At 62.3% G+C, this 23,679-nt stretch carries 18 protein-coding genes; 14 read left to right on the top strand and 4 right to left on the bottom strand.

What is annotated here, in order from left to right:
* Positions 1-167: 167 nt before the first annotated feature.
* Together G5287_RS02460 and G5287_RS02455 are read right to left on the bottom strand one after the other, a co-directional pair.
* Positions 168-1,094, bottom strand: coding sequence for an electron transfer flavoprotein subunit alpha/FixB family protein (locus tag G5287_RS02460; RefSeq protein ID WP_216978614.1), 927 nt, complete (start codon positions 1,092-1,094; stop codon positions 168-170).
* Positions 1,091-1,843, bottom strand: a complete 753-nt coding sequence (locus tag G5287_RS02455; RefSeq protein ID WP_069553891.1) for an electron transfer flavoprotein subunit beta/FixA family protein — start codon at positions 1,841-1,843, stop codon at positions 1,091-1,093. The genes G5287_RS02460 and G5287_RS02455 overlap by 4 nt, the downstream gene beginning before the upstream one ends.
* Before the next feature lie 169 nt (positions 1,844-2,012).
* On the opposite strand from G5287_RS02455, the gene G5287_RS02450 reads away from it, so the two are divergent.
* The 11 genes from G5287_RS02450 to G5287_RS02400 all read left to right on the top strand — a co-directional run bounded on the left by G5287_RS02450 (position 2,013) and on the right by G5287_RS02400 (position 16,752).
* The gene (locus G5287_RS02450) at positions 2,013-3,656 is read left to right on the top strand and encodes an electron transfer flavoprotein-ubiquinone oxidoreductase (RefSeq protein WP_421230745.1); all 1,644 of its coding nucleotides are present in this window, start codon (positions 2,013-2,015) and stop codon (positions 3,654-3,656) included.
* Between the two features lie 292 nt (positions 3,657-3,948).
* Complete coding sequence (corA, locus tag G5287_RS02445) at positions 3,949-4,896, top strand: magnesium/cobalt transporter CorA (protein ID WP_266133904.1); 948 nt, start codon at positions 3,949-3,951, stop codon at positions 4,894-4,896.
* A gap of 150 nt (positions 4,897-5,046) precedes the next feature.
* Entirely contained in the window at positions 5,047-5,523 is a 477-nt protein-coding gene (locus G5287_RS02440; protein WP_216953818.1) for a DUF2919 domain-containing protein, read from the top strand.
* 310 nt (positions 5,524-5,833) lie between these two features.
* Positions 5,834-6,283, top strand: a complete 450-nt coding sequence (locus G5287_RS02435; protein ID WP_100653541.1) for a hypothetical protein — start codon at positions 5,834-5,836, stop codon at positions 6,281-6,283.
* Between the two features lie 4 nt (positions 6,284-6,287).
* Positions 6,288-9,278, top strand: coding sequence for a YncE family protein (locus G5287_RS02430; protein WP_421230744.1), 2,991 nt, complete (start codon positions 6,288-6,290; stop codon positions 9,276-9,278).
* Positions 9,278-10,117: an FTR1 family iron permease gene (locus tag G5287_RS02425; protein ID WP_164536636.1), complete on the top strand. Its 840-nt coding sequence runs from the start codon at positions 9,278-9,280 to the stop codon at positions 10,115-10,117. The genes G5287_RS02430 and G5287_RS02425 overlap by 1 nt, the downstream gene beginning before the upstream one ends.
* Before the next feature lie 102 nt (positions 10,118-10,219).
* A complete protein-coding gene (locus tag G5287_RS02420) occupies positions 10,220-11,644 on the top strand; it encodes an NAD(P)/FAD-dependent oxidoreductase (protein ID WP_227340710.1) in 1,425 nt (474 codons plus the stop codon).
* A 34-nt stretch (positions 11,645-11,678) separates the two neighbouring features.
* Positions 11,679-12,239, top strand: coding sequence for a hypothetical protein (locus G5287_RS02415; RefSeq protein WP_227340711.1), 561 nt, complete (start codon positions 11,679-11,681; stop codon positions 12,237-12,239).
* A 106-nt stretch (positions 12,240-12,345) separates the two neighbouring features.
* On the top strand, positions 12,346-13,674 hold the full coding sequence (locus G5287_RS02410; protein WP_421230851.1) for a hypothetical protein: 1,329 nt from the start codon (positions 12,346-12,348) through the stop codon (positions 13,672-13,674).
* Between the two features lie 58 nt (positions 13,675-13,732).
* Positions 13,733-15,427, top strand: coding sequence for a hypothetical protein (locus G5287_RS02405; protein WP_421172185.1), 1,695 nt, complete (start codon positions 13,733-13,735; stop codon positions 15,425-15,427).
* A 113-nt stretch (positions 15,428-15,540) separates the two neighbouring features.
* Positions 15,541-16,752 (top strand): Bcr/CflA family multidrug efflux MFS transporter, encoded by a 1,212-nt coding sequence (locus G5287_RS02400; RefSeq protein ID WP_421172186.1) that lies wholly within the window; start codon positions 15,541-15,543, stop codon positions 16,750-16,752.
* 80 nt (positions 16,753-16,832) lie between these two features.
* On the opposite strand, the gene nhaD is transcribed toward G5287_RS02400, so the two are convergent.
* Positions 16,833-18,257, bottom strand: coding sequence for a sodium:proton antiporter NhaD (gene nhaD, locus G5287_RS02395; RefSeq protein ID WP_421230743.1), 1,425 nt, complete (start codon positions 18,255-18,257; stop codon positions 16,833-16,835).
* Positions 18,258-18,364: 107 nt separating this feature from the next.
* Positions 18,365-18,832 (bottom strand): DUF4357 domain-containing protein, encoded by a 468-nt coding sequence (locus G5287_RS02390; RefSeq protein WP_005333716.1) that lies wholly within the window; start codon positions 18,830-18,832, stop codon positions 18,365-18,367.
* Between the two features lie 197 nt (positions 18,833-19,029).
* Between G5287_RS02390 and G5287_RS02385 the strand changes: the two genes are divergently transcribed.
* The 3 genes from G5287_RS02385 to G5287_RS02375 all read left to right on the top strand — a co-directional run bounded on the left by G5287_RS02385 (position 19,030) and on the right by G5287_RS02375 (position 23,408).
* A complete protein-coding gene (locus tag G5287_RS02385) occupies positions 19,030-19,710 on the top strand; it encodes an ABC transporter ATP-binding protein (RefSeq protein WP_338774637.1) in 681 nt (226 codons plus the stop codon).
* 30 nt (positions 19,711-19,740) lie between these two features.
* Positions 19,741-22,170, top strand: a complete 2,430-nt coding sequence (locus G5287_RS02380) for an FtsX-like permease family protein (RefSeq protein ID WP_421230742.1) — start codon at positions 19,741-19,743, stop codon at positions 22,168-22,170.
* A gap of 185 nt (positions 22,171-22,355) precedes the next feature.
* Complete coding sequence (locus G5287_RS02375) at positions 22,356-23,408, top strand: lipocalin-like domain-containing protein (protein WP_421230850.1); 1,053 nt, start codon at positions 22,356-22,358, stop codon at positions 23,406-23,408.
* Positions 23,409-23,679 lie beyond the last annotated feature (271 nt).

Raw genomic sequence — 23,679 nt, 5'->3', positions numbered from 1 at the left:
AGCCAGCGGATCAAAGGCTTTTTGGGAGCTGGCTCAACCTTTTACCGTCACTCTGCCTCCCCCTTGCAGTAGAAAAAGCCCTGAACGGGTCAGGGCTTGCAGGGAACATGCACAGAAATGGCGGGCAGAGCGCATAAACGACCACAGCTCAGCCATTTCTGACAAATTTACAGTTTGGCGGTGAGCTCCGGCAGCAGAGTGAAGAGATCCCCCACCAGCCCGTAGTCCGCCACCTGAAAGATGGGGGCATCGCTGTCCTTGTTGATGGCCACGATCACCTTCGACTCCTTCATCCCCGCCAGATGCTGGATGGCGCCCGAAATACCGACCGCGATATAGAGCTCGGGTGCCACCACCTTGCCGGTCTGCCCCACCTGCAGATCGTTGGCGACATATCCTGCATCAACGGCGGCTCGCGATGCCCCCACCGCCCCACCCAGCTTGTCGGCCAGCGCCTCAATCAGGGCAAATTGCGCCTTGGAGCCCAGTGCCCGGCCACCGGAGACCACCACCCGGGCGGCGGTCAGTTCGGGCCTGCTGGAGCGCACCGCGCGGCGCTCGACCAACCGGGTACGACCAGCGAATTCGGGCACGGCCAAGCGTTCGATGAGAGCCTGCCCGCCCGTCGCCGCCTTGGCAAACGCGGTGGCCCGCACCGTCATCACCTTGACGGGCGCCGAGCTTGCCACTCTGGCGATGGCATTGCCCGCATAGATGGGGCGCAGGAAGGTGTCGCTGCTCTCGATAGCCGTCACCTCGGAGAGCATCTCCACCCCGAGCCGGGCCGCCACCTGTGGCAGCAGCGCCTTGCCCATGGCACTCGCCGCCATAAGGCAGTGGCTGTAACCTTCGCACCAGCTGGCCAGCAGCTTGTCCACCCCATCCAGCAGCCCGTCGGCCAGCAGGGGATGTTCGGCAAGCAACACCTTGTCGACGCCGCTGAGGGCTGCCGCCTGTTCACCCGCCTCGGTCAGCCCCTGACCCAGCAACAGCAGGTCAACCTGACCGCCGATGGCTCCGGCGGCGGTGACCAGTTGTGCCACGTTGTCGGCCAGATGGCCCTGATGATGTTCGGCAATGATCAGCACGCTCATGGCAGCACCTTCGCTTCGTGTTTGAGTTTGTCCACCAGCTCGTCCACCGAGCCCACCTTGATCCCGGCGCTGCGGGCTGGCGGCGCCATCACCCCGAGCAAACGGGTCTGGTTGGCCACCTCAACGGCGAGTGTCGAGAACGGAGCGCTATCAAGCGGCTTACGCTTGGCCTTCATGATGTTGGGCAGCGAGGCAAAGCGCGGTTCATTCAAACGCAGATCGGCGCTCACTACCGCAGGCAACGGCATGCCGAGGGTCTCGAGGCCACCGTCGATTTCGCGGGTCACCAGCAGCTCCCCAGCTTCCACCTTGAGGGCGGACGCACAGGTCGCCAGCGGCCAATCATTGAGGGCAGCCAGCATCTGGGCCACCTGATTGTTGTCTGAATCGATGGACTGCTTGCCGAGCAGCACCAGATCTGGCTGCTCCTGCTCACACACCTTGTGCAAGGCGCGGGCGACAGTCAGCGGGGTGAGCGTCTCATCGGTGACATAATGCAGCGCCCGATCCGCCCCCAGCGCCAGCCCATGGCGCAGTTGCTCGGCGGCAGCGTCAGGGCCGAAGGTCACCACCACCAGCTCGCTGGCAACCCCGGCTTCCCGCAGCCTGACTCCCTCCTCCACCGCAATTTCACAAAAGGGGTTGATCCCCATCTTCACATTGGCGAGCTCCACGTCGGAGCCGTCTCCCTTCACCCGGATCTTGACGTTGTAGTCGACTACCCGTTTGATTGCGACCAGCAGCTTCATGGGGTCATGCCTCGTCTCTTTGGATTGAATTCATTAGTGTGCCTCTGCGTTTGTTGCAGTACGCTCTTCCCTAATTTTTTGCTTTTTCTTGCTCAGTTTTGCTTACAACTACTTTACGTTTACGTAAACTACCAGCATTACCCTAGGCCAACCAGAGCGCAGAGGCAAGATGGAACGGGAAGCAATGGAATTTGATGTCGTCATCGTCGGCGGCGGTCCGGCGGGGCTCAGTGCAGCCATCGCCCTGAAACAGCAGGATGCCACTCTCTCTGTCTGTCTGCTGGAGAAGGGAGCGGAAATTGGCGCCCATCTGCTCTCCGGCGCCCTGTTTGATCCCGTCGCCTTGCAAGAGCTGCTGCCGGATTGCTGGCAGCAAGCGCCGCTCGGCGTGCCGGTCAGCGACGATCAGGTTCATCTGCTGCAAAGCGAGCAACGCTCCCTGCAACTCCCCGCCTGGGCGGTGCCGCCCCGGATGCACAATGAGGGTTGCCACATCATCAGCCTCGGCAATCTCTGCCGCTGGCTTGGCCAACAGGCGGAAAAACTGGGAGTCGAAATATACCCGGGATTTACCGCCAGCGAACTTATCATGGAAGCGGGCCGGGTCAAGGGGGTCATCACCGGCGATCTGGGGCTGGATCGGGTGGGCAATCCGAAAGCAGATCATGTGCCCGGCATGGCGCTGCTCGGCCGCTACACCCTCTTTGCCGAAGGGGCCCGCGGTCATCTCGGCAAGCAGCTGATCGCCGACTTCAACCTAGCAAGCCCTGCCCAGCCCCAGCACTATGCCATCGGCTTCAAGGAGCTGTGGCAACTGCCTGCTGGCCAAGGCAAGGCGGGACAGGTGCTGCACGGCAGTGGCTGGCCCCTTGGCAAGCAGGGGGGCGGCAATAGCCACGGTGGCTTCTATCTCTATCACATGGAGGGGGATCAGGTGGCGGTCGGGCTGATTGTCGACCTCAACTACCAGAATCCCTGGCTCAGCCCGTTCGACGAATTCCAGCGCCTCAAGCATCACCCGCTTATCGCCGGCGTGTTGCAAGATGGGGAGCGCATCAGCTATGGCGCCCGCGCCATCACCAAGGGGGGCTGGCACGCCCTGCCCCGCATGCACTTCCCGGGCGGCCTGCTGATCGGTTGTAATGCGGGCACTCTCGACTTTTCCCGGATCAAGGGGATCCACACCGCCATGAAGTCCGGCATGCTGGCGGCAAAAACCGTCGCGATGGCCCTGCGGGGGGGCGATGAAGGGGGCCGGGATCTGGCCCAGTATGGTGACGAGCTGCACCAGAGCTGGCTGGCCCGCGAACTCAAGGCGGCGCGCAACTTCGGCGCGGCTCTTCATCGCTATGGTCCCTGGTTGGGCGGTGCCTTCAACTGGCTGGAGCAACGGCTGTTTGGCGCAAACTCGCCCTTCAAACTGCTCGATAAGGCTCACGATTACCGTCAGCTGCGCGTGGCCAGCCGCTGCGAGCCCATCCATTACCCCAAACCCGATGGCAGACTGAGCTTTGACAAGCTCTCGTCTGTGTATCTGGCCAACACCAGTCACGACGAGGATCAGCCTTGCCACCTCAAGCTGCAGGACGAGCGCATTCCGGTCGAGGTCAATCTGCCCACCTGGGCCGAACCCGCCCAACGCTACTGTCCGGCCGGGGTGTTTGAGGTACTGGAAATGGAAAGCGCGGCCAAACTGCAGATCAACGCCGCCAACTGTATTCACTGCAAAACCTGTGACATTAAAGATCCCAGTCAAAACATTATCTGGACGCCGCCACAGGGGGGCTCCGGGCCCAATTATCCGAATATGTGATGAAGCGGGGCAGCGGCAACAAGCAGCCCCAGCTGCCCCTCCCCCAGCCAAAGGCGGGTTCTACCCCGCATAGCCGCTCAGGTGATCCGACCTCGCTGTTTTTTTGGACAAACAAGCTGAATCCCTGATGAATAGCCCCTGACAAGCGGGGCCCACCCCTGTATAGTTCGCCGCATTCAGGTTTTCCATCGGCCCGATCTGCTTATCCACGGGATCGCCTTCTGCAGCGATCTAAGGCCGCATGACCTGTGCAACCATCCCTGATTACCCATGACTTTTTAAGGGGGGACAGATGATCACCGCCTACATTCTCAATAACAAGGTGCTGGACATAGTCACGCTCGGGCCTGACGACATAGTACCTGACAACACGGTCTGGCTGGATGCCTACAAGCCGGACACGGCAGAGCGAGAATGGTTGACGGGCCTGTTCCTGGAAGAGGTTCCCGACAAGGAAGAGCTCGACGACATCGAAGCATCCGCCCGTTTTTACTGGGATACCGATGGTCTGCACATTCACTCCCTGTTTCCCCAACGGATCGGTCGTGACACCAAGGGTGTCCACGTCTCTTTTACCCTGCGCAACAACCTGCTGATCAGCATTCGTGAAGATGACATCGGGCTGGTGCGCCTGCTGCGCCACTATATGCGCCAGGATCGGCTGGAGGTGGAGGATGCCCTCGATATCCTGCTGGAGGTACAAAACCTCAAGGTGGAGTACCTCTCCGATCTTATCGAAGATGGTTACAAGACGTTGGAAAACACCGCCGATCAGATCTTCGAGCCGGATCAGATCAACCCTATGCTCAAGGAGCTGTTGGCACAGGAAGAGGCCAACGGCCAGATCCGTCTCTCCCTGCACGATACCCGCCGCGCCCTGCGTTTCCTCAAACGCAGCCTGCGCCAGCGCATGAGCCTGGAGCAGAACAAGTGGATCGACGAGATGCTGCACGACGTGGAGTCACTACTGCCTCACACCCAGTTCCTGTTCGACAAGATCAACTTCCAGCTGGAGGCCTCCATGGGGGTGACCAATCTGGAGCAGAACAAGGTGATCAAGATCTTCTCGGTTGCCGCCGTGATCTTCCTGCCGCCGACCCTGATCGCCAGTATTTATGGCATGAACTTTGGCCGCATGCCTGAGCTCGCCTGGGAGTATGGCTATCCCCTCTCGCTGGTGCTGATGGTGATGTCATCGCTGGGCACCGGGCTCTTCTTCAAGCGCAAGGGGTGGCTGTAACGCCAGCCGCTCGGCACAAGACAACTTTTCGCGGATTGGGGGGCATGGCCCCCCGATTAATTCCCGCTCTCTCCCGCGCCTTGCAAAGGGCTCGCCTTCGCCCCATATCCCTTGCATCACTTGCACTCTATGAATGGATATCGGGCAACCATGACCCTCTACCCCGAACATCGATATGACGATCACGGCCAGTTGCGCCCTCCCCTCTGGTTCTGGCCCATCGCCCTGTTGCTGACCCGCTCGGTCTGGCTGTTTCTGATGGCCGGCGTCACCCGCGAGAGCGGCAGCGAGATCCTGACCCTCTTTTATCCGGACAAAATCACCCTCTACATCAGCCTGCTGACCGACGTACCCGCCATGCTGGCGTTGCTCGCCTGCGGGGGCACCTATCAGCAGACCCAGAGCATTCGCGCCAGACTCCGGCGCCACAGCCCGCTGCTGCTGCTCTGCTCTGCCGTCAGCGGCCTGCTGATGCAGTTGCACAGCCTCAATCTGCAGAAGTGGTCATTCAGCTGGCCCACCGCACTGGTGCTGGTCGCCAGCCTCTGGTCACTCTGGTATCTGCTGCGCAGTCGCCAGCTACGGGAATATGCTGCTGATGATCCTCATCAGGAGTCGAACATCTAGCCAAGCTTTAGCTGCAATCAATTGAAATAAATATAAAAAGCCTCTTGGTGAGCTGAACACCCACAACAAGCCAGACGCGCGATCATAACCCCGAGCCGCAAGCGGCCCCGTTGTCGAGGAACGGCTGCGCCCGCACTCTCGCCCCATAGGTGGCGGCCAAGCGGATAAGGGATTATCAATAGCCGTGTTCGGTCACCCCGTTCATTCAGGCTTGATTCATTATCAATGGAATTGATAACACTTTTCATTACTCTTACTGCGTTATAAACTTGCTCCCCCCGGGCGGCCCCGCCCGGGTGCTGGAGCCTTTATGACAAGCCTTTCTCTCTCACCCCGACAATTCTGGCAGTGGCTGGCCTACCACCATCAGGCCGCCGAGGGCACCCTCTATCTGATGTTCTTCTCAGGCCTGCTGCTGTGGGAACCGCTGACCCCGCTCTGGTCGCTGGCACGCTGGAATCTGTTTTTCCATGTGATGCTCTCGCTCACCCTGTTCCCCCTGCTGTTTGGCGCCTTCTGGCTCTCCCATCGCAGCTTGTTGAACCGCAGCAACAAACCCTTTTTACGCACCACTGGGCGGATTATTGAAGCCCTGCTGCTGATCTGTCTGGCCAGCGGCCTGCTGCTGGTGCTGCACGGCACTCCGGGCGATGCCACGGGCAACCTCGCCAGCTGGGCCCACTGGCTGAGCGCGTTGGCGTTAACTCCTCTGGTGCTGCGCCACGCCTGGCGCTGGACCATCTTGAAATGGCGATCCTGATCCCATGTTGAAGTCATCGTTTTCTGCATATTTGTCACCCCTGCTGGCACTCGTCCTGCTGCTGACCAGCCCCTTCGCGTTTGCCCAGCAGATGGGTGCCGGGATGATCGCCTATGAGGAAGGGAGCGCCCCGCGCCTCGTCACCGCCAACCTGAGCACAGGATCGGTCACCCTGCTTGAGCGCGATAGCGGCAAGCGGCTCAAAGAGGTGCAGCTGGGAGGCGATCTGCGCCAGCTTGCCCGCGCCGATGACGGCACCCTGCTGGTCACCGACTACAGCGGCGATCGCCTGCTGCTGCTGGATGATGATCTCGATCTGGCAAAGGCGATCCCCACCGGCCATCGCCCCTACGGGGTCATCTTCGATGCCAAGCGGCAGTGGTTCTGGGTCACGCAGTTCGAATCCGCTCGCCTGCAGGCCTATGACACCACAGGCAACCTCAAGCTGGATGCAGAAACCGCCGAGACTCCCCGTGGACTGGCCCTGACCGACGACGATCGCCTGCTGCTCACCCACGCCATGACCGGCCAGCTCGCCATCTATGATCTCGCCAAGCTTGGCCACGGCGCCAAGGGATCTTCGCTTCCCAAGCCCAAACTCATTACCCTGGCCGAGACCCATAGCGACACGCCGAGCGACTCCCAGGGATTGCCGCGCCTGCTCGATGGCATCGCCCTCTCCCCCGATGGCAGCGAGGCCTGGCTGCCCCATGTGCTGTGGAGCTTCGATCACCCCTTCCAGTTTCAGAGCACCGTCTTTCCGGCCGTCTCCATCATCGATCTCGATGAGGAGAAAGAGCGGGTCGATGAAAGAAAACAGCTCTTTTTGCAGATCAACCTGCCAAGCGTCGGCAACCGCAGCCAGATCGTCTCCAACCCCTTCGCGGCGCGCTTCACCGCCGATGGCAAGCGGGTCTATCTGACGCTGGCGGGCTCGGAAGATCTGCTGGTGTTTGACCTCTCCCGCAGCGGCAAGTCCAACAACAACCGCCACCGCCGCAAGAAGTTTCAGGGGGGGGCCAAGGCGACCCAGCTCTTGCGTCACCTGCCGGGCCAGAATCCGCGGGATCTGCTGATCGATGGCGACCATATTCTGGTGCACAACGCCATGGGGCAGGATCTCACCCGCCTCAATAGCGGCGGCAGCGGCCCGTTTGCCCGGGTCACCGTCGATGTGCCCCACTTTGCCAAGCTGGTAGAGACAGATCCGCGCCCCGAGCCGCTTCAGCGCGGCGAGCGGCTGTTCAACCTTGGTAACACAGCGTCCAACTCACGCTTCCCCATGGCGGGGGACAACTGGATGAGCTGCAACTCCTGCCATCTGGATGGGTTCAATTTCACCAACCGCTATCTGATGGCGGCCCATCGCCAGAAGAGCGGCGACAACGCCATCAACGGCCACGCCAACCTCACCAACATGGTGGCGGGGGATTTTGTCGGCGAATACCTGCGCATGACCCAGCAGACCCAGGGCGGCATGGGCCATGACACCCGCGATGGGGCCGAGGCAGTTGACCCCGCGATGCCCCAACCGGAAGTGAAAGCGATGATGGAGGACTTACACGCCTTCGTCACCGCCGATGGCAACCTCCCCTATCTCGCCAACTGGCTGCGACTCGATGCCCTGCGCACGGATCCCGCCAAGGCACCAACCACTCACCCGAAGGCTTGGCTCAACTCCGCCTCCTGCCAGAACTGCCACCAACAGGCGTTCAAAGATTGGAGCGAGAGCAACCACCGACTGATGGGCAACTCCCACCCCTACTATAAGGTGGTGCAGGCGCTGGCCCGCCAAACCGAGGGCGAAGCCTTCGGCCAGTGGTGTCAGGGCTGCCACATGCCCCAGCAGGTGATGACAGGCCAGCTGGATCTGCCCAAGGGCTCCCATATGTTCGAGCAGGGTGGCGCCTCGCTGATTGCCGCCCACAAGGCGGGCGAACCTGTGGTGGAGGAAGGGACCGGCTGCGTGCTCTGCCATCGCATCACCAAGGTAGAAGACGCGGGCGGCAACAGCGCATTTACCGTGAATTTGAAAGACCGCGAGAGCTATGTGTTCGAGGATGCCGCAGGCGGCAGCCTCCAGCACTGGCTAGCCGAGCGGCAGATCAACGCCCGCCCGGCAGCCCACAAAGCCTCCTATCAGAAGGATTTCTACCGCGACGCGGCACTGTGCAAGTCGTGCCACAACGAGTTTGCCCCGGGCACCGGCGCCAATATCGTCAACACCTGGGACGAGTGGGAAAAATCCAGCTTCGCCAAGGCCGAGGATCCCGCCAAACGGCGCACCTGCATCGACTGCCACATGAACCCGGAGCCGGGCAATGGCGGCGCGCCGGTGGCGGGCCAGTCCACCGAAAACGGCACCATGAAAGCCCGGCTCTATCGCCACAACTTTACCGGCGCCCAGCACCAGCTGGTGGGGCTGCGCAATCCCGACCTTGAACAGGAGAGTCTGGCGCTCTTGCGCTCCAGCGCTACCCTCTCCGCCCGTATCGAACAGGCTGCCGATAGCCAACAGCTGGTGGTGCGGGTCACCAATACCGGCGCAGGCCATGCCCTGCCCACCGGAGTGGCCGATTTTCGTGAACTCTGGCTGGAGCTGACCGTCACCGACGCCAGCGGCAAGGTGGTGCTTGCCAGCGGCCAGCCGGTGGATGGTGCCGTCCCTGAAGATGCGCGACTGTTTCGCAAAGTGTTCGGTGATGCCGAGGGCAAGCCGGTGGGGCTCAAGTTCTGGCGCTACGCCAAACTGCTGGAAGATACCCGCATTCCGGCCGATGGCTGGCGCGATGAAGCCTGGTCGCTGCCCGCAGAAGCCCAAGGGCCCTTCAAGGCCGATATCAAACTCAATTTCCGCACCTACCCCAAGTGGGTCAATGATGCGGTGCGCGCCGCCGAGCCGAGCTTGCCGGAGCCACCCATAGTGCAACTCAATCGGCTGCAACTGACCCTGCAGCCTCTCTCCATCACGCCCGCTACGGAGCCTCAATCCTGATGTTTGCAAGTTTTCTGATTACCCTGCGCGAGGGGCTGGAAGCCTTCCTGCTGGTCGGCATCTGCCTCTCCTACCTCGCCAAGCTGGGGGCGAGCCGCTACAACAAGTTCATCTATCTGGGGGTGGGGCTTGGCCTTGTCGCCTCCCTTGTGGTCGCCTTCCTGTTCCAGGTGGTGGTGAGCCAGTTCGAGAGCGAGCGCTACAACCACCTGTTGATGGCGGGGATCCTCATCTTCGCCACTCTGGTGCTCACCTATATGGCGATCTGGATGCAAAAACAGGCCAAATCCCAGGTGGGGGCCATGACGGCGCGCATCGATGCAGCCATCGATGGCGGCAACCTGTTTGGTCTGGTGCTGCTCGCCTTCCTGGCGGTGATGCGCGAAGGGTTTGAAACCGTGCTCTTCTTCTCCGCCCTGCTCTACTCGGGCCAAGGGGTGGATCTGCAATCGGGCCTGATGGGCGCGCTGGCGGGGCTGCTGGTCTCCATCGCGCTGGTGTGGGGGCTGCTGCGCTCCACCCGCAAGGTGGCGCTGGCCCCCTTCTTCCGCTGGACCGGCCTGCTTATCATCATCATCGCCGCAGGCTTGCTCTCGTCTGCCGTCAACATGTTGCAGGCGGCAGATATCATCACCTTCTGGACCACGCCGGTATTCGACATCAGCCACATTCTCGACGATCAGGGGGTATTTGGTACCTTCCTGCGCGCTCTGTTTGGCTACAATGCCTCACCCGCTGGCTTGCAGCTGCTGACCTGGGCCCTCTATCTGGCGATCTTCGTTACCCTCTGGCAGCGCAGCTATCGCCCGCAGGTGAGCGCCGCATCCAGCAAGGGCTGAGCCAACACGCCCTGTGGCAACAAGGCCACGGGGTAACAACACCATTCGGGAGCCGCGCCTTGGCGCGGTTCCCTTATCTATCAAGCAGTTTCGGAATAGGTCATGAGCGATAACAACAAGAAAAGCATTGCAGTGCTGGGCGCTGGCCCCGCCGGTTTGATGGCGGCCTGGCGCCTGCGCCGCGCCGGTTTTGCAGTCACCCTGTTCGAGCAGGAGCCGGTGGTCGGCGGCATGTGTGCCACCCAGACCTTCAAGGGGCGCGATGGGGAGTATCGATTCGACTACGGCGGTCACCGCTTTATCACCAAAAACCCCGAGCTGCTCGCCTTTATCGATGAACTGATGGGGGACGATCTGCTCCACGCCGAGCGCAAGAGCGTCATCCGCTTTGGCGGACGCACCTATGACTACCCATTGAACCTGCCCAACCTGCTCAAGACGGCGCCGCTCGCCCTGATGGCCGGTGCGGTAAAAGACTTGCTGCTGTTACCCTTTGCCAAGAAGCCGGATGATTTTGCCAAGGCAAGCTTTGCCGAGTGGATCCAGAGCCACTTCGGCCGCACCCTCTATCGCCAGTTTTTCGAGGGCTACACGGGCAAGCTGTGGGGCATCAACCCGGACAAGCTCTCCGCCGACTGGGCCGGCCAGCGCATCAGCCTGATCGATCTCAAAGACGTGGCCCGCCGCCTGCTGCCAAGACGCAACGGCAGTATCTCGGTGCGCACCTATGCCCGCAAATACCGCTACCCCAAATATGGCTTCGGCCAGATCTTCACCACTCTGGGGGAGCGGCTGGTTGCCGAGGGAGTCGAGCTCAAAACCGGCGCCACCATCACCCGCCTTGAGCAGGCTGATGGCCGCATTGAACGGGTGTATTGGAAACAAGATGACGTTGAACAGAGCGAGCGCTTTGATCAGGTGATCTCCACCCTGCCGCTGCCGCTCACCTGCCAGCATCTGGGCTTGCCGTGCGATCTCCAATACCGGTCGCTTCGCTTCGTCAATATGCCCCTCAAACAGGAAAACCTGTCGGACAACACCTGGCAGTACCTCTCCGACCCCCATATTCTGGCCACCCGTCTGCAGGAGCCGCGCCGCCGCAGCCCCTTTATGGCGCCCCAGGGCCAGACCTCGGTGATGCTGGAGATCCCCTGCAATCCGGGGGATGCCACCTGGCAGGCGCCGCTCTCTGATCTGCGCGGTCGGGTCACCGCCGATCTGGCGAGCCTCGGCGTCGATACCGCCAAGCTTGGCGATGAGACCTTCGAAGCCCGCAGCGAGTACGCCTATCCGCTGATGGATTTGGGCTATCAGGCGCGCCGCAACGAAGCCATCAAGGCGCTGATGCCCATCACCAACCTCATCATGACCGGCCGTCAGGGGACATTTCGCTATATCTTCACCGACACCGCCATGGAGATGGGGATGATGGCGGCCGACATGGTGATCGACGGGGTGGACAGACGCCACGCCATCTTTAACCATCGCAACGAAAATACCGTGATTGAAACCCAGAGCGTGGCCTGAGTGCCGCGCCATTGGCATAAGTAAGGAGAACAGGATGACCATCCGCCCGGGTTTACTCGCCCTCACCCTGCTGCTGACCCTGAGCGGGCAGGCGCAGGCATACTCCTACGCCGCCGCCGGCAAGGAGCCACTGATCGACGCCCGCGAGGCGCTGCTGGGCGCCGCCACTGACGGCAAGGATGCCAGCGCCACCTTGAGCGAGATTGCCGACGAGCTGACCTATCTGGAACAGCACCACAAGGTGGAGCTGCAAGGGCCGCTGGCCGCCGCCATCAAGGGGAAAGACGCTGCCGCCACCGCCGCCCTGCTCAATCGCGCCTACAAGGCGGAGATCGAACGCCGCCTCGAAGGGGCCAGCCAGAATCTTGGCGACTACCAGACCGCCAAGGTGCTGGTGGTCAAGAGCAAGCGCTTCCTCGACTTGATCCTCCCCTCCCTCGATGAAGGGGATCGCAAGGCGGCCGAACAGGCGCTGGCCAAGGTGCTGGATGCCATCGGCAACCCGGGGGTATTCGGGGTGGGCGCCAAGCCCGCCGACGCCGCCGCCTTTGCCGCAGCGGAAAAAGCGCTGATGGCCGTGCTGGCGCCGCTTTGATGGCCTCTCATCGATGATGACAGCCCCCCTCATCCCCAACCCTTCTCCCGCAAGGGGAGAAGGGGGGCGTCACCACGGCCGATTACGCTTCGCTAATCGACCCTACTTGCTGATCCTGCTGCAACTGGCCTGGCTCGGCTGGCTGCTAGCCTTCCCGGTAGCACTCGATTCCGATGATGCCCTCAATTTCGCCCACGGGGTGACGCGCTTTAGCGTGCTGGAGTTCTCCCCCCACTTTCCGGGCTACCCCGCCTTTATCTGGCTGGCGCGGCTGATTAATCTGGCGGTAGACGATCCAGCCCGTGCGGTGCAGTGGGCAAGTCTGCTCGGTAGCAGTTTGCTGGCGCCGCTCGCCGCCTTGCTGGCGGTCAGATTGTGGCAACGGCCAAGCCTGCTCGCCCCCGTCTGGCTGCTGGTGCTGGCCCTGCCGCTCACCCCGACGCTGGCGCTCTCCGGCCTTTCTGACGGGTCCGCGCTCGCCGCCTGGCTTGGGGCGCTGCTGGCCTTGCAGCAGCGCAGATTCGCACTGGCAGGCCTATTGTTGGGCCTTATGCTGGCCCTGCGCCCCTCCTATTTTGTACTGGCGTTGCTACCTCTGTGGCTGGGGATGGCGCAAAAGGGAACACGCGTCAGATTTGTGCTCCCCATCGCACTGGTTGGGCTTATCAGCCTGCTCTTTGTCTGGCAGGCCGATGGCTGGGCCTATTTCAGCGAGGGAGGCCGCTTTACCGACGGCCACTTTACCCTGTGGGGCAACACGGCGGCGGCCCACGGCGATCGGCTGCTGAGCTGGGCGCGCACCTTCAACGATCAGCTCACCCCGCTTTGGCCCTTGGCTGTTGGGGCGCTGCTGGTACCGCCGCTTTGGCAACGGTCAAAGGATCACAATGCGACCCCCTCCGTGCTCTGGACGCTCTACTGGCTCGCCCTGCTGCTCTGGACCCTGTTTGGCCAGAATCCCGACAATCCCCGCCATCTGGCCCCCGTCACCCTGCTCGGTATCGTGCTGCTGGCAGGTTGGCTGCCGCGCCGTGGCGAGGGGGTGGTCGCGGTGGCCGGATTGCTGCTGCTCGGCGTAACCTTTACCCTGCCCCGTCCACCCGCCATGGTGCAGGCAGCAAGGCTGGCAGAGAAAGCGTGCCCTGCGCTGGTGACCCAGTGGGGGGTAAGATTGCTGCGGGAAACCACGGCACTGCCGGTAACGGACGGCTGGTACAAGGGGGATGCGGCGCTGGCACTCTCTCAGGGAGCCTGCCGCCTCAGTCGCCGCCCCATCGCCGCGAACGAAATGCCCAGCGCGGTGCGCCAGCACTGGTTTGCCCCGCGCTTTGCCGCCGAGCCCGGACTCTGGCTCGCCATTCCCTCGCTGCAGACAACCCATGGGGAAAGTGACAAGAAACATATAAAGAGCACAAAAATCCGCCAAGGCAACTAAAAAAGAGGGGAACAACTCGGGTACACTCACAGCGCATCCATAACAGACGAGTCTCCTTATGCGTGTAACCAGAGAGTGGCTGTGGGTTTTGTCGGTGCTGACCGGGGCCTGTGCCCTCCTGTTGCTACCATTCTGGCTGCGCGGCGGCAGTCAGGGCCATGATCTGTTTCATCACCTGCTCTCCGGTCACTTCTTTGCCGTGCAACTGTGGCAAGGTGAACTCTATCCGCGCTGGTTGATGGAGATGAACGGCGCCTTCGGCAGCCCGGTCTTTTTCTTCTATCCCCCCCTGCCCTACTATGTGAGCGCACTGTTCGCCGGCCCCACCCCACTGGCCCACGAGGCGATGACGCCGCTGCTCTGGAGCAGCAGCGTGGCACTCTGGCTCTCCGGCCTGTTTGCCTATCTCTGGTTGCGTCCCTTTGCCGGCCACGGACGGGCGCTGGCGGCCAGTCTGCTCTATATGGCGCTGCCCTATCATCTGGCCATCGATATCTACGCCCGCTTTGCCCTGGCGGAGAGCTGGGCCTTCGTCTGGGCGCCGCTGGCTCTGCTGGCGCAGGATCGCCTCTGCCGCGGCGCCCCCTTTGCACTACTGCAGCTCGCACTGGCCGTCTCCATGCTGACGCTTTCCCATCTACCAAGCACCCTGCTCATTCTGGGCTTGCTCACCCTGCGCAGCCTGCTACTGGTCTGGCGCTACAAGGGGAGCACAGCGCTTGTCAGTGTCCCTGTCACCGCCTCCCCGCTCATTGGCACCCTGCTGGGCCAGCTCTGGGGGTTGGCGATGGCCAGCCTGTTGCTGCTGCCCGCTCTGCTGGATCAGGGGGGGATCTCCATGGAGCAGATGCGCACCGGCATGTTCGAATTTCAGCGCAACTTTCTCGATCGTTTGCCCCAAAGCCGTGATGACTGGCGCTTTCGCGGCCATCTCGCCTGGCTGACGCTGCTCACCCTGGCTCTGCTGCTGGTAGCTTGGGCTGCCGCCCGCGAGCCGCGCCATCCCGAGTTGCTGCTCTGGGGGGTCATTGGCACCCTGAGCTTTCTGATGATGCTGCCTCCAAGCGAGCCCCTGTGGCGCCTGCTCACTCCGTTGCAACTGGTGCAATTTCCCTGGCGCCTCAATCTGCTGCTGGTCATCGCTACCGTCGCCGTGGTGGCGCTGGGTACCCCCACCTATCGCCCGTGGCAGTGGGTCTGGTGGTTACTGCTTGCCCTCACCCTGCTCTCGCAGGGACTCTATGTACGCGAGGCGCCGCTCACCCAGGCTCCCGTAAAGAGTCAGCTCGACGGGGAGTTCGACAGCAAGCGCAGCGCCCGCGAATACCGACCAAAGCAGGTGCCACGCGGCATGTTTGCCCCCACCCTGCTGGCCTGGAAAGAGGAATTCCAGCCCGCCATCACCAGCGACCATCAGGGGGTGAACTGGCAGATCCAGCGCTGGCAGCCTCGTCATATCGAATTGACGGTGGATGCCCCGGCACCCGCCAAGCTGGTCCTGCACCAGTTTGATTACCCGGGCTGGCAGGCAAGGCTCGACCAGCGCCTGCCGCTGAGCGTCAGCAGCACCCGCAACGGGCTGGTGCAGGTCTGGGTGCCCGCCGGACAACACAGCCTCACCTTCACCCTCACCGCCCGCTGGCCGGAGCGGCTCGGTTACGCCATCTCGTTGCTGGCCTGGCTGCTCTGGCTGGGGGGAGTGATCCGCGCAGCGCGCCGACATGACCGCAAGCGTGATCCCCAAGGTGCCTGAGCGATCGGACACCTCCCCCTTTTGAGGGGGTAGGAACGTCATGCCGAGCGGGGGCAAACCTGATAGACTCGCCCTTCTCCCTTTTTCAACCAAGGTTCACCAGCGGATACCCTATGCCCCACGCACAGTCCCCCCAGGCCACCATGCTCTCTCCCCGTTTCCTGTTTATCCTGCTCGGCGCTCTGGCGGGTCTGACCCCGCTGGCGGTGGATATGTATCTGCCCGCCATTCCGGCCATCGCTCGGGATCTAGCCACCAGCATCGACGGTGCCCAGCTCACCATCAGCGCCTTTCTGGGCGGTTTTGCCATCGGCCAACTCTTCTACGGCCCGCTGGCCGACAGCTATGGCCGCAAGCCGGTGATCCTGGCGGGGCTGGTGATGTTTGCCATCGCCTCGGTGGGCTGCGCCATGGCGGACTCCCTGCCCGAATTGCTGGCCTATCGGATGTTGCAGGCAGCGGGCGGTGCGGCGGGCTCGGTAGTGGTCAATGCCCTGCTGCGCGATCTGTTCGAGAAGGATGCGTTTTCTCGCGCCATGTCGTTCGTCATTCTGGTGATGACCTTGGCGCCGCTGGTAGCCCCTGTGGTCGGCGGCTATATCAGCGCCCACGCCGATTGGCGGGTGATCTTCTGGCTGCTGGTGGGGATCAGCCTGCTGATCTGTCTGGTGATGCAGTGGAAAATTCAGGAGACCCTGAAACCCGAGCACCGTCAGCCCCTTAATCTGGGCCAGATCCTCAAGAACTACTGGGGGGTACTCTCCCATCGCGGCGCCATGGGCTACGTGCTGTGCGGCTCCCTCTCCAGCTCCGGCATGTTCGCCTTCCTGAGTGGCTCCCCTTATGTCTATATCGAGTATTTCAAGGTGCAGACCGAGCACTACGGCTGGCTGTTTGGTCTCAATATTTTGCTGATGATGGTGGTCACTTTCGTCAATAGCCGACTGGTAAAAGGGGTGGGTGCCGAGCGGATGCTGCAATACGGCCTGCTGGTGCTGCCCTGCGCTGGCGCCCTGCTGATCTACAACGCCTGGAGCCAGACCGGCGGTCTGTGGGGCATCGTCATTCCGGTGGTACTCTTTATCGGCCATATCAGTCTGGTGGGGGCCAACGCCATGACCGGTCTGATGGGCCACTTCCCGCAATCTGCGGGTACCGCCTCGGCACTGGCGGGTACCCTGCGCTTTGGCATCGGCGCCCTGGTCGGGATTCTGGTCAACCTCAATCCGCCCCAATCGCCGCTGCCCATGGCCATCGCCATCGCATGCTGTGGCGTGGGTTCCACCCTGAGTTACTGGCTGCTGGCGGGCAAGCGGGGCGATTGACCCCCCCTATCCCCCTCGGCCAGGAAAACGAAAGAGGCTTCCATCAACGGAAGCCTCTTTTCGTACTGGCGGGCAGACGTTCAGAACTGGGCACTGTTGAGCCAGAGGTGCGCCCCTATGCTCACCAGATAGCCGAGCAAGATAGCCGGCGACCATTTCAGGTGGCCAAAGAAGGTATACATGCCATGGGCCTGCCCCATCAGGGCAACACCGGCGGCAGAGCCGATGGAGAGCAGGCTGCCGCCCACCCCGGCGGTCAGGGTCACCAGCAGCCACTGCCCCAGCGCCATGTCTGGGCTCATCGAGATCACGGCAAACATCACGGGAATGTTGTCTATGACGGAGGACAAGACCCCGATGAAGATGTTGGCCATGGTGGGATCCCCAGCGTCATACAACCAGTGTGATACCAGCTCCAGATACCCCATAAAGCCCAGCCCCCCTACACACATCACCACCCCGTAGAAGAAGAGCAAGGTATCCCACTCCGCCTTGGCCACCTTGTTGAACACGTCAAATGGCACCACAGAACCCAGACTGCGCAACCGCACCTCATCGCCATTGCGTTCATAGAGCGCACGCTTGCGGGCAAGGGATCGTGGCAGCGACTTGCGCAAATAGAAGCCGAAAAACTGCAGATAACCGAGCCCCAGCATCATACCCAGTACGGGTGGCAGGTGGAGGAAACTGTGGCATAGCACCGCCGTGATGATGGTCAGCAAGAACAGCGCGACGATACGGCGGGCCCCCCGCTTGAGTTCGACCACCTCGTTATCAGCCTCCGGCACATGACGCGGCACCATCAGGCTCATCAGGATGGCCGGCACCAGAAAATTGAGCAGAGAGGGAATAAGCAGGGTGAAGAACTGGCCAAATTGCACCTTGCCCGCCTGCCACACCATCAGGGTGGTGATATCGCCAAAGGGACTGAACGCCCCTCCGGCGTTGGCGGCGATCACTATGTTGATGCAGGCAAGATTGACAAAACGCCGATCACCGTTGGCCACCTTCAACACCACGGCGCACATCAAGAGCGCAGTGGTCAGGTTGTCTGCCACCGGCGAAATACAAAAAGCAAGCCCGCCGGTCAACCAGAACAGGGTGCGCAAGTGAAAGCCGGATCGCACCAGCCAGGCGCGCAGGGCATCGAATAACCTGCGATCCTCCATGGCGTTGATATAGGTCATCGCCACCAGCAGGAACAGCATCAACTCGGCATATTCCAGCAAGGTATGGCGGAAGGCCTGCTCGGCGACAGGGCTCATCCCTTGCTGTGCATAGGCGATACCGATCAGGATCCAGATCACCCCGGCGGCCACCAGCACGGGTTTGGACTTGCGCAGTTGCAGATACTCTTCAGCCATCACCAGGGCGTAGGCCAACACAAACAATCCGACACAAAAAAGCCCGATTGAGGAAGATGTCAACAGAACAGGGCCACTACTGGCATGGGCAGGAGGGATAAACAGGGACAGCAGCAAAATAACAGGGGTGAGCGCAGACATGGTCTCTTCCTTTTAGAACCATCTGGCAATGATGCTAGCACCTGGATGAAAAGAAAAATTCATCCAGGTCAATTAACGCTTAATTGGTTTGCTGTCGAAACGCGGGATTATTTCTTGCCGAAACCCGACTGCTTGAGGGTATAGCCTGCGCTGTTTTGCCAGGCATCCAGACCGCTGCGGTTATTGCCCGCCACCAGACTGGCGGCCAGACTCGGGCTGTTGAACAGCTGATCGGCGGTAAAGACAAAGCCGCCCTGACTGCGGGGCACTATGACCCCCTTCTCCAGCAGCTCGTGACGCAGCTCGATCACCGCTTCACGCAGGGAGGCAGCATCCTCGCCATTGGCGGTGGAACCGGCCAGCACCATAAAACCCGGATTTTGCCGCTTGCCCACCGGATAACCGTGGGCCTCGGCCCCCTTGCCATTGAAGTGGTAGAGCTCGCGCTCCCCCGGCCGGTTGTCGGAGAGTGCCTTTTGCAGGGTCATCAGCTCGTTGTAGATCTCGATGGGGACGACGGCAGCCTGCTTGTTGCCCTTGCTATCGATGATAAAACTGACTTGCTTGTGTAACATCCTTGCTCATCCTGTGACCCATGGAAGCCCCTATTCTAACCACCTCGGGCAAGCGGGATCCAGCGAGGATCCACTGCTCTTTTGCCGCCTTGATCACTAACTGGCACTCTTGATCAACCGTAAGGGGTGTTGATCAATGCTGGCCGTGCTAGCGTACCAAGCATGATGAAAGCCATTGACCATCAAACGGTTATCCCATGCTGACCCTGCGCAACCTCTGCAAGAGCTTCGATAACGGCAGTGAACGACTGCCGCTGTTCCACCATCTCGATCTCGCCCTCCCTGCTGGCGAGATCACCCTGCTGCTGGGCCAAAGCGGCTGCGGCAAGTCGACCCTGCTCAATCTGATCGCCGGGCTGATTGCACCGGACGAAGGGGAGATCTGGCTGGGGGAGACCCGGATCGACACCCGCTCCCCCGATGAGCGGGCGCGCCTGCGGGGTCGCCATTTCGGCATCGTCTATCAGGATTTCAACCTGCTGCCGACCCTGAACGTGGCCGAGAATCTGGCCCTGCCGCTCGCCATCAACGCTCTGCCACCGGATGAGACAAAGATTGACCAGTTGCTGCAGCGGCTCGATATGAGCCACAAGCGCCATGCCTGGCCGGAGCAGCTATCCGGCGGTCAGCGACAGCGGGTGGCGCTGGCCCGCGCCCTTATCCATCAACCCAGTTGGCTGCTCGCCGACGAGCCCACCGGCAGCCTCGATGAGCACAATGCCGAACAGGTGATGGCGTTGATGGTGGCGGCGGTACGCGATACCGGTGCTGGCTTGCTGCTGGTGAGCCACAACCCGGCCTATGCCGCCCTGGCCGACAGGGTGCTGCGCCTCGAAGGGGGGCAACTTATCGAGCTCAAGGGGCCCCGCCATGACTAAACAGCGACTGCGCCTGCCGGAGTCACGCTGATGCTGCCACTCAAAGCGCTGCTGCGCCTCTATCGCAGCCACCCCTGGTTGCTGCTGATGAGTCTGGCAGGGCTGGTATTGGGGGTGTCGCTGGTGGTGGCCATCGAGCGGCTCAATCACAGTGCCCGCACCAATTTTGTCGCTGCCCGCAGCCAGCTGGCGGGGGAAGCCAACTACCGGCTGGCCCCTGCTGGCGGGCTGGATGAGCAGCTTTATGTGCAGCTGGTGACCAGCCAGCCCGCCCTCGATGCCATGCCCCAGCTCCATGGCTGGCTCAAGGATGAAGAGGGGCGCAGCTTTCAACTGCTGGGAATGGATCTCTTCAACCCCGGCCCGCTGCGCCAGCTGTTTGGCGCCACTCGGGAGAGCGAGCCCGCGTTCTCCTTAAACCGCGCCGACAGCATCTGGCTGGCTACCCCCGAGGCAGAGCGCCTTGGCTGGCAAGCGGGCCAGAGCCGACGCTTTGTGCTGGGCGGCAGCGATGGCGCCAGCGCCCGCCCCCTGACCCTGACGCTGGCAGGCACCTTTGAACCGGGCGCCGTGCCCATGGAGCGGCTGCTGATAACCGATATCGGCCTCGCCCAGCCGCTGCTGGGCAAAGCGGGTCGGCTCGATCGCATCGTTTTCAAGCTAAGCGACGCCGAGGCTCGCACCCTGCAGGCCACCCTGCAGACCCGTTACCCCAACCAGCCCTTGTGGCTTGAGCCCATCAGCCCGGCGCTCGATGCCAGCCAGCTTGGCGATGCACTGGCCCTCAATCTGACGGCGCTCTCATTGCTCGCCATGGCGGTGGGATTGTTTCTGGTGTTCAACGCCCAGCGATTTGTCCAGAGCGTACGCCGCCCCCAGCTGGCCCAGTTGATCATACTGGGGATGGGGCCGAGTCGGGTGCTGCGCTGGCTCATTCTGGAGCTACTTATTCTCGCCACCATCGGCACCCTGCTCGGGGTGCTGCTCGGCAGCCTGTTGGCGCTCGCCTTGATGGGGCAACTGACCCAGGCGCTGGCCGATCTCTATGGGCCCAACCCCATCGACCTGTTGCGCCTCTCCCCTGTGAGCCTGCTCAAGGCACTGTTGATCGGGCTGCTCGGCACACTGGCCGCCAACCTGCCCGGCTGGTGGCAACTGCTGCGCCAATCCCCCCTCGAACTGCGAGCGGGAAGCAGCCGCCCCCCCGCTCACCCGTGGCGACGGCGCGTGCTGGCCATCGCCATCCTGCTGCTGTGCGCCCTCTGCCTGTGGCTGCCACAAACAGGTCTGAGTGGCGCCCTCTTTATCGCCGGAGGCTGGCTGCTGGCCATGGCGCTCTGGCTGCCCGATGCCCTGCGCGGCCTGCTTGGCTGGCTGAGAAGACGTGCGGGCGGCCCCCTTACCGCCCGGCTCGGGGTGGCCGAGACCCTCTATCACCTCGATCGCACCGCCATCGCGGTGATGGCGTTGCAGCTGGCCATCGCGGCAGCCATCGGCATCGGAGTCATGGTGTCGAGCTTTCGCTCAAGCGTGGAGATCTGGCTCGGCCAGCGTCTGGCCGCCGATCTCTATGTCACAGCCCCCAAGGGGGTGGCGGGCAACAAGGGCACCTTGAGCGATACAACCCTTAAGACCCTGCTCGCCAACCCGCTGGTGAGCGCCGCCTCGCGCCGCTCGGTGCACCCTGCCCGCTGGCAGGGGCAGCCCATCGAGTGGGCGCAGATGGACTTTATCCCCCAGCTTAAAGCGGCCTACCCGCTGCTGGACGGGCGCTGGCCGACCCGCCCCGACGAAGTGCTGGCGAGCGAACCGCTGACGGTGCGCCTCGGGGTCAAGGTGGGCCAGCAGTTGGCGATCAGCGGCGAGCAGGGGCCACGGCAGTTCACCGTCACCGGCGTCTATCAGGACTACGGCAGCGACAAGGGGCAGATCCTGCACGCCTTCGAGGCGGGAGCGGTGCAATCCCTCGCCCTCTTTAGCAACGACCCTGAGCAGCTGGCCGACCGCCTGCGCGAGCGCTTTGGCGAGCAGCTCAATCTGCTCTCCGCCCCCGCCATCCACAGCGCGGCGCTCAAGGTGTTTGACCAGACCTTTGTGGTGACCGAGCTATTGAAACTGCTGATCCTTGGCATCGCCTTTGTCGGCATTGGTTCGGCCTTTATGGTGCTGGGGCTGGCGCGCCGTGGCGAGCTGCAGACCTTGCAGAGTCTGGGCTTGAGCCCCCGCCATTGCCGCCAGCTGCTGGTGTGGCAAGGGGCGGGGTTGGGGCTACTCACCGCCCTGCTGGCTCTGCCGGTGGGGTATGGCCTCGCCTGGGTGCTGATCGAGGTGGTCAACCCGCGCGCCTTTGGCTGGCGCCTCGCCTTCGAGGCCGCCCCACTTCATGCGGTCACCGCCCTGTTGCTGGCACCGGTCTGTGGCGCACTGGCATCTTGGTATGCGGCAAGGAGAGTGGTATGAAATATCGGTTAGCGCACTGGCTCAGCCATGGCTTGAAGCTCCCATTGACCACTTCCCTCTCTACGCCCCTTCTTCAGCGCAGAGAGGAGCACAGTGCGGCATTGAATCATCCCCTCTCCCTTTGGAAGAGGGCCAGGGTGAGGGGGATCTTGTCCTCCTTACGGCCCCTGTGGCTCGCCACCCTCTTGCTCCCGCTGATAGCCATGATCGGCAGCGCGCAGGCCAGCGATCTGGGCGCCCTGCTCGGCGGCGGCAGCGACAGCTTTAAAAAGGTGCTGCCGGGGCAAACCATCCAATTGCCGGAGGATCACGCTGCCCACCCCGATTACCGCTCCGAGTGGTGGTATCTCACCGGCAACCTCAAGGATGAACAGGGGCGCGAATATGGCATGCAGTGGACCCTGTTTCGCCAAGGGATTGAGCAAGATCTTCGCACCAGCACCCCCTGGCTCACCCCCCAGCTCTGGCTGGCCCAATTTGCCATCACGGATCTCGACCGTGGCAGCCACCAGCAAGATGAGCGGGCCAGTCGGCAGGGGCCGGGACTGGCGGGGGCCAGCGGCGGCCAATATTGGCTCAGGGAGTGGCGGCTTGCCTCGCAAGGGGCGGCGCTCTTCCCCGCCACCCTCAAGGTGCAGAGCAAGATTGGCGAGCTGAACCTCACCGTCACTGCCGCCAAGCCGCTGGTGCTGCAAGGCAAGGCCGGTTACAGCGAGAAGAGCCCGGGCAACGCCTCCTTTTACTACTCCTACCCGCGCCTCACTCTTCGCGGCACCTTGACTCGCGATGGCGAGACCCGCACCGTCACCGGACAAGGCTGGTTTGATCACGAGTGGAGCAGCTCGGTATTGGCCGAATGGCAATCGGGCTGGGACTGGTTTTCGCTGCAACTGGCCGATGGCCGCGAGCTGATGCTGTTTCGCCTGCGCACCAAACCGGGCCGCGCTAATCCCGAAAACCAGCCAGAAAACCGCTACGGCATTCTCATTGAGCGGGATGGCAGCAGCCGGGTGCTCGCCCCCGACGCGATTCGCCTTACGCCGGGCAACACCTGGCGCGGCCCCAAGGGGCAGAATTACCCCGTCGAGTGGCAGCTAAACGCCGCCGGTATGATCCTCACCATCAAAGCCCGTCAGCCCAATCAGGCCATGACAGGTCGCTTTGACTACTGGGAGGGCGCGGTCTCTGTCTCGGGGGATGCCAAGGGGGTCGGCTATCTGGAGATGACGGGCTATTGATCCAGGAGCGTGTCTGTTGATTGCAATCGCCGTCAATGCCCTGCCAGGCGGGCTTGATGATGCACGCAGCCACCATGGCGCCGGGGCTCTCGCCCCTCACTGCAGCACACAGGGCGCGCCGCACCAGGACCCGGCGATTTTAAAGGGGGCATGATAAAGAATTCGGGGCGCAGAACGCCCCTTTTTGTTGCCGCTGTCCCGTCCTGAATATGGTTTACACCTTTCCCCCCAATAAATGGAGAGCCCGATGGGACAAGGTGTGAAACGGACA

It is taken from the genome of Aeromonas sp. 603079 (genome assembly GCF_049172135.1).
Classification (GTDB): Bacteria; Pseudomonadota; Gammaproteobacteria; order Enterobacterales; family Aeromonadaceae; genus Aeromonas; species Aeromonas veronii.
The sequence above is the reverse complement of the archived record's forward strand: the minus strand, read 5'-3'. Positions and strand labels throughout refer to the sequence as shown.